This window comes from Actinokineospora pegani (genome assembly GCF_009745975.1).
Lineage (GTDB): Bacteria > Actinomycetota > Actinomycetes > Mycobacteriales > Pseudonocardiaceae > Actinokineospora > Actinokineospora pegani.
Window position 1 is genome coordinate 1 of sequence record NZ_WHOL01000118.1, and the last position, 7,994, is coordinate 7,994.

Genomic DNA, 7,994 nt, shown 5'->3' on the forward strand with positions numbered 1-7,994 from the left:
CGGGACGACGGCGGCCTGCGGCGGCTGCTGACCTCGATGGCCGAGCTGTTCGTGCGCGGTGTCGCGCTCGACTGGACCGGTGTGCTGCCCGCCCAGGCCGGGCGGGTGGACCTGCCGACCTACGCTTTCGACCACGAGCACTACTGGCTGCACACCACCGGGGCGGCGACCGACGCGCCCTCGCTGGGCCTGGCCGGGGCCGACCACCCGCTGCTCGGCGCGCTGGTGCGGCTGCCGCAGTCCGACGGCCTGGTCTTCACCTCCCGGCTGTCGCCGCGCACGCACCCGTGGCTGACCGAGCACACCGTCAACGGGGTCGCGGTCGTCCCGAGCGCCGTGCTGGTAGAGCTGGCTGTGCGCGCGGGCGACGAGGTGGGCTTCTCGGCCCTGGACCACTTGGTGGCCGAGACCCCGCTGGTGCTGCCCGAGGACGGCGGTGTGCGGGTCCAGGTCGCGCTGAGCGGACCGGGCCCGGACGGCACCCGCGCGGTGGACGTGTACTCCTCGCGCGAAGACGCCGGGGACGCTTGGACCCGGCACGCCACCGGTGTGCTGTCCGCCGTCCCCACCGCGCCGGAGGACTTCGACTTCACCGCGTGGCCGCCGCCGGGCGCTCGACGCGCGGACATCGCCGAGGTCTACACCGGCCAGGCAGGTCGCGGCGTCGAGCACGGGCCCGCCTTCCGCGGGCTGCGGGCCGCGTGGCGGCGTGGACAGGAGGTCTTCGCCGAGGTCGCGCTACCCGAGGACCTGGCGGCCGGCGGGTTCGGCGTCCACCCGGCATTGCTGGACGCGGCCGTGCACGCCGTGCTGGCCGACCTGGCCGTGGACACCCAGCAGCCGTGGCTGCCGCTGGACTGGCGTGGGCTCGTCCTGCACGCCGCGGACGCCTCGGCGCTGCGCGTGCGGCTGGTCCTCGACGGGTCCGGCGCCGTGGCGCTGACCGCCGCGGACGAGACGGGCGGCCTGGTCGTGAGCGCCGCCTCGCTGGCGTCGCGGCCGCTGCCCCTGGAGGTGCTGGGCGGCGCCAGCACCAGCGAGTCGCTGTTCCGCGTGGACTGGACCGAGCTGGCCCCGGTCACGGCCGCGCCGGAGCCGGCCTGGACCTCGGTGACCACCGCCGAGGACGTGGCTGGGCTGGTCGACGCGCCGCCCGTGGTGGTGCTGGCGGCCACCGGCGGCGAGCCGCTCGACCTGACCTCGCGGGTGCTGTCCGCCGTGCAGGCGTGGCTGGCGGGCGAGGGCCTTGCGGAGTCGCTGCTCGTGGTGGCGACCCGGGGCGCCGTGCCCGCGGGTGACGGTGGGGTGACCGACCCGGCCGCCGCCGCTGTGTGGGGCCTGGTCCGCGCGGCGCAGGCGGAGAACCCGGACCGGATCGTCCTGCTGGACCTCGACCCGGCCGCCGACACCGGCGTCGAGGCCGTGTTGGGGTCCGCGCTGGCCACCGGCGAGCCGCAGATCGCCGCGCGCGGCACGGGGTTGTCCGTGCCGCGCCTGGCCAGGGCCGCCGCCGGGGACCGCCCCAGCGGGTTCGGCCCGGACGGGACGGTCCTGCTCTCCGGGGCGGGCGCGCTCGGCGGGCTGGTGGCCCGACGCCTGGTCGACCGGCACGGTGTGCGGCGCCTGGTGCTGGCCAGCAGGCGCGGGTCGGCCGCCGACGGCGTGGCGGAGCTGGTCGCCGAGCTGGCCGGGCAGGGCGCGGAGGTGGCCGTGGTCGCCTGCGACGTCTCCGACCGCGAACAGGTCGCGGCGCTGCTGGCGGCCGTGCCCGCCGAGCACCCGCTGACCGGTGTGGTGCACACGGCGGGCGTGATCGACGCGGGTGTCGTCGGCACGCTCGACGCGCAGCGGCTGGCCCGGGTGTTCGCGCCCAAGGTCGACGCGGTGCGCCACCTCGACGAGCTGACCCGCGACCTCGGCCTCCGCGCGTTCGTCGTCTACTCGTCGGTCTCCGCGGTCTTCATGGGCGCGGGCAGCGGCAGCTACGCGGCGGCCAACGCCTACCTCGACGGCCGCATGGCCAACCGGCGCGCGGCCGGGCTGCCCGGCCTGTCGCTGGCCTGGGGCCTGTGGGAGCAGAGCACCGGCATGGCCGCCGACACCGACGACCTCACCCGCGCGCGGATGAACCGCCGCGGCGGTCTGCGGCTCATGTCGCAGGCCGAGGGCATGGACCTGTTCGACGCGGCGCTGGGCTCCCCGGAGTCGCTGCTGGTGCCCGCCAGGCTGGACCTGCGCGGGGTGCGCGCCGACGCCGCCTCGGGCGGCGCGGTGCCGCACATGCTGCGCGGCCTGGTCCGCGCGGGCAGGCAGCAGGCCCGTTCAGCCGGCGACGCGCGCGGCAACCTGGCCGACCGGTTGACCGGGCTGTCCCCCGCCGACCAGTCGACCCTGCTCCTCGACGTGGTGCGGGGCCAGGTCGCGGCCGTCCTCGGGCACGCGAGCGCGCAGGCGGTCCGGGCGGACGCCGCGTTCAAGGACGCGGGCTTCGACTCGCTGACCTCGGTCGAGCTGCGCAACCGGCTGCGCGAGGCCACCGGTCTCAAGCTGCCCGCCACCATGGTCTTCGACCACCCGACCCCGCAGGCCCTCGCCCGCCACCTGCGCGGCGAGCTGGTCGGCGAGCTGGTCGACGCGGCCCCGGCGCCGACCGCCGCCGCGGCCGACGCGGGCGAGCCGATCGCCGTCGTCGGCATGGCGTGCAGACTCCCCGGCGGCGTCACCGGCCCCGACGACCTGTGGCGGCTGGTGGCCGAGCGCCGCGACGCGGTGTCCGGCTTCCCCACCGACCGGGGCTGGGACCTGGCGGGCCTGTTCGACCCCGACCCGGACCGCCCCGGCACCTCCTACACCGACCAGGGCGGGTTCCTGCACGAGGCCGGGTTGTTCGACGCGGGGTTCTTCGGGATCTCGCCGCGTGAGGCGCTGGCGATGGACCCGCAGCAGCGGTTGCTGCTGGAGACGTCGTGGGAGGCGCTGGAGGGCGCGTCCATCGACCCGACCTCGTTGCGCGGCGACGACGTCGGCGTGTTCACCGGCGTCTTCGGCCAGGGCTACGTCGCCCCCGGCGCCAGTGTCGTGACCCCGGAGCTGGAGGGCTTCGCGGGGACCGGCGGGTCGTCGAGCGTGGCGTCCGGCCGGGTGTCCTATGTGTTCGGTTTCGAGGGCCCGGCGGTGACGATCGACACGGCGTGCTCGTCGTCGTTGGTCGCGATGCACCTCGCCGCGCAGTCGCTGCGGTCCGGCGAGTGCTCGATGGCGCTCGCGGGCGGCGCCACGGTGATGGCGAACCCCGGCGCGTTCGTGGAGTTCTCCCGCCAGCGCGGCCTTGCGGTCGACGGGCGCTGCAAGCCCTTCGCCGCGGCGGCCGACGGGACCGGCTGGGCGGAGGGCATCGGCGTCCTGGTGCTGGAACGGCTGTCGGTCGCGCGCGAGCGCGGGCACCGGGTGCTGGCCGTGCTGCGCGGCAGCGCGGTGAACCAGGACGGCGCGTCGAACGGGTTGACCGCGCCGAACGGGCCGTCGCAGCAGCGGGTGATCCGCCGCGCCCTGGCCAACGCCGGGCTGGCCGCCGCCGACGTCGACGCCGTGGAGGCGCACGGCACCGGCACGGCGCTGGGCGACCCGATCGAGGCCCAGGCGCTGCTGGCCACCTACGGCAGGGACCGGGACCCGGGCACGCCGCTGTGGCTGGGGTCGCTCAAGTCCAACATCGGCCACGCGCAGGCCGCGGCCGGGGTGGCCAGTGTGATCAAGATGATCCAGGCGCTGCGGCACGGGGTGCTCCCGGCGACCCTGCACGTGGACGCCCCCACCCCCGAGGTGGACTGGTCGGCGGGTGCGGTGGAACTGCTCACCGAGGCCCGCGACTGGCCGCGCGACGGCCGCCCGCGCCGGGCCGGGGTGTCCGCGTTCGGCGTCAGCGGGACCAACGCGCACCTGATCCTGGAGGAGGCGCCCGAGATCGACGCGGCAGCCGATCCCGCTGTCGGGACCCCGGACGCGCTGCCGATCGTGGTCTCCGCGCGCGGCAGCGGTTCCCTGGCCGCCCAGGCCGGTCGCCTGGCGGCGCACCTCGGGGACGCGGACCTGGCGGGGGTGGCGCGGGCGCTGGTGTCCGGGCGGGCCGCGCTCAGCGATCGCGCGGTGGTGGTCGCGGGCTCCGGCGACGAAGCCGTGGCCGGGCTCGCGGCGGTGGCCCGCGGCGAGTCCGCGGCGGGAGTCGTCACCGGCCGGGCGGGCACGCCGGGCAAGGTCGTGTGGGTCTTCCCGGGGCAGGGCACGCAATGGCTCGGCATGGGCCGGGAGCTGCTGGACTCCTCCCCGGTGTTCGCCGCGCGGATCGCCGAGTGCGCGGCCGAGCTTGAGCGGTGGGTCGACTGGTCCCTTGTGGACGTCCTGCGCGGCGAGGCCGACGCCGGGCTGGTCGACCGGGTGGACGTGCTGCAACCCGCCTGCTTCGCGGTGATGGTGGGCCTGGCCGAGGTGTGGCGGTCGTGCGGGCTGAGCCCGGACGCCGTGCTGGGCCACTCCCAGGGCGAGATCGCCGCCGCCTGCGTGGCGGGCGCGCTGTCGCTGGCGGACGCCGCCCGGGTGGTGGCGCTGCGCAGCCAGGCCATCGGCTCGGACCTGTCCGGGCGCGGCGGCATGGCGTCGGTGGCGCTCAGCGCGGACGACGCGGTGGCGCGGCTGGCCCCGTGGGCGGACCTGGTGCAGGTGGCCGCGGTCAACGGCCCCGCCTCCGTGGTCGTCGCGGGCGAGGCCGGGGCGCTGGGGCAGGTCGTCGACGCGCTGTCGGCCGACGGGGTGCGGGTGCGCCGGGTGGCGGTCGACTACGGATCGCACACCAACCAGGTCGAGGACGTCCGCGACCTGCTCGCCGAGACGCTGGCCGGGGTGGTCGCCCAGGCCCCGGCGGTGCCGTTCTACTCCACCGTCACCGGCGAGTGGGTGCGGGACGCGGGCGTGCTCGACGGCGGGTACTGGTACCGCAACCTGCGCGGGCAGGTCCGCTTCGGTCCGGCCGTGGCCGACCTGATCGGCCAGGGGCACGGGGTGTTCGTGGAGATCAGCGCGCACCCGGTGCTGGTGCAGCCCATCGCCGAGGTCGTCGACGCCGTCGACGACACCGACGCCGCCGACGTGCTGGTGACCGGGACGCTGCGGCGCGACGACGGCGGCCCGCGCCGCCTGCTGACCTCGATGGCCGAGCTGTTCGTCCGCGGTGTGGCGCTGGACTGGACCGGCGTGCTGCCCCAGGCGCCCGCTGCCGTGGACCTGCCGACTTACGCGTTCGACCACCGGCACTACTGGCTGCACGCGGCGGACACGCCCACCGACGCCGCCGCGCTGGGGCTGGCCGGGACCGACCACCCGCTGCTGGGCGCGGTCACCCACCTCCCGCAGTCCGACGGGCTGGTGTTCAGCTCGCGGCTGTCGCCGCGGTCGCACCCGTGGCTGGCCGACCACGCCATCGGCGGCGTGGTGATCCTGCCGGGCAGCGGGCTCGTGGAGCTCGCGGTGCGCGCCGGGGACGAGGCCGGGTGCCCGGTGCTCGACGAGCTGGTGGTCGAGGCGCCGCTGGTGGTGCCCGAGACCGGCGTGCGGGTGCAGGTCGCCCTGGGCGGACCGGCCGAGGACGGCACGCGCGCGGTGGACGTCTACTCCCTGCGCGACGGCGCGACGGGCTCGTGGACCCGGCACGCCACCGGCCTGCTGTCGAGCACCCCGGGGGTGGGCGGCTCCGGGTTCGACTTCACCGCCTGGCCGCCCGCGGGGGCGGAGCCGGTCGGGGTCGGGGCCTTCTACACGGACCTGGCCGAGCGCGGCTACGCCTTCGGGCCCGCGTTCCAGGGCCTGCGGGCGGTGTGGCGGCGCGGTGACGAGGTGTTCGCCGAGGTCGCGCTGCCCGAACGGCTCCGCGGGGAGGCGGGCGCGTACGGCGTCCACCCGGCGTTGCTGGACGCGGCGCTGCAAACCGCCTCGGTCGCGGGCCCGGAGGACGACCCCGGGCAGCCGGTGCTGGCCTTCGCCTGGAACGGCGTCGCCCTGCACGCCGCGGGCGCCTCGGCGCTGCGGGTGCGGGTGGCGCCCTCCGGCGCGGACGCGCTGGCGGTCGAGGCCGCCGACGAGACCGGCGGGCTGGTCCTGACGCTGGACTCGCTGGTGTCCCGACCGGTGTCCGCCGCGGGCGTCGCCGACGAGGTCCGCGACTCGCTGTTCCGGGTCGAGTGGACCGAGCTGCCCCCCGCCCAGGACCGGGCCGTGCCGGAGTGGGCGCTGGTGGCCACCGCGGACGACGTCCTGGCCCTGGCCGGGAGCGCGCCGCCGGTGGCGGTCGTGGAAGTCCCCGGCGACGACGACGCGCTGGCCGTCACCTCCCAGGTGCTCGAGGTCGTGCAGGCGTGGCTCACCGTGCCCGCGCTCGAGGAGTCGCGGCTGGTCGTGGCCACCCGGGGCGCGGTGCCCGCCGGTGGTCTCGACACGGTGACCGACCCGGCCGCCGCGGCGGTGTGGGGGCTGGTCCGCTCCGCCCAGGCCGAGAACCCGGACCGGGTCGTGCTGCTCGACGTCGACGCCACGAGCGAGTTCGGCGTGGAGCCCGTCCTCGGGGCCGCGCTGGCCTCGGGCGAGGCCCAGATCGCCACGCGCGGCAAGGCGCTCCTGGTCCCCCGCCTGGTGCGGGGCGCGGGCCAGGACGCGGCCGGGCGGGCCGTGTTCGGTCCGGAGGGGACGGTCCTGGTCTCGGGGGCCGGATCGCTGGGCGGCCTGGTCGCCCGGCACCTGGTGGCCGGGCACGGTGTGCGGCGGCTGGTGCTGGCCAGCCGCAGCGGCCGGGACGCCGACGGGGTCGCCGAGCTGACCGCCGAGCTGGCCGGGCAGGGCGCCGAGGTGGCCGTGGTCGCCTGCGACGTGTCCGACCGCGAGCAGGTGGCGGCGCTGCTGGCCGCGCACCCCGTGACCGGTGTCGTGCACACCGCGGGCGTCTTCGACGACGGCGTTGTCAGCGCGCTGACGCCGGAGCGGCTGGCCGGGGTGTTCGCGCCCAAGGTCGACGCGGTGCGCCACCTCGACGAGCTGACCCGGGACGCCGGTCTCACCGCGTTCGTCGTGTTCTCCTCCGTCGCCGGCGTCATCGGCGGCGGTGGCCAGGGCAGCTACGCGGCGGCCAACGCCTACCTGGACGCGGCGATGGCCCAGCGCCGCGCGGCAGGCCTGCCCGGCCTGTCGCTGGCCTGGGGCCTGTGGGACCGCGGCATCGGCATGGGCGCCCACCTCGGCGCCGTCGACCACGCGCGGGCCAGCCGCGGCGGTGTCCAGGAGCTGACGCGGGCCGAGGGCCTGGCCCTGTTCGACCTCGGGCTGCGCGCCGACGAGGCGCTGTTGGTGCCGATCAAGCTGGACCTGGCCGCGATGCGGGCGGGCGACCCGGTCCCGCACCTGCTGCGCGGCCTGGTCCGGCCGGGCAGGCGGCAGGCGAGGGCGGCGGTCGTGCCGGGCAACAGCCTGGTGCGCGGGCTCGCCGGGCTCGCCCCCGACGAGCAGGAGACGCTGCTGCTCGACCTGGTCCGCGCGCGGATCGCCGCCGTGCTGGGGCATTCCGACATCGACGCCGTCGGGGAGGACACGTCGTTCAAGGACGCCGGGTTCGACTCGCTGACCTCGGTGGAGCTGCGCAACCGCTTGCGGGACGAGACGGGGTTGAAGCTGCCCGCGACGTTGGTGTTCGACTACCCGACCCCGGCGGTGCTCGCGCGGCACTTGCGGGAGGGGCTGGCGCGGCAGGTCGCGGCCGCGGGTGACGGCGGGCTGGTCGATCGGCTGGCCGGGCTCGCCCCCGCCGAGCAGGAGGCGTCGCTGTTGGACCTGGTCCGCGAGCAGATCGCGGCTGTGCTCGGGCATTCCGATGTGGACGCCGTTCGAGAGGACACGCCGTTCAAGGAGGCCGGGTTCGACTCGTTGACGTCGGTGGAGCTGCGGAACCGGCTGCGGGA

The 7,994-nt window shown here is 76.9% G+C and carries 1 protein-coding gene; it reads left to right on the forward strand.

All coding sequences use genetic code 11. From position 1 onward, the window contains the following. A partial coding sequence (locus tag GCL84_RS25645; RefSeq protein ID WP_156758128.1) for a type I polyketide synthase occupies positions 1-7,994 on the forward strand: 7,994 nt, incomplete at both ends.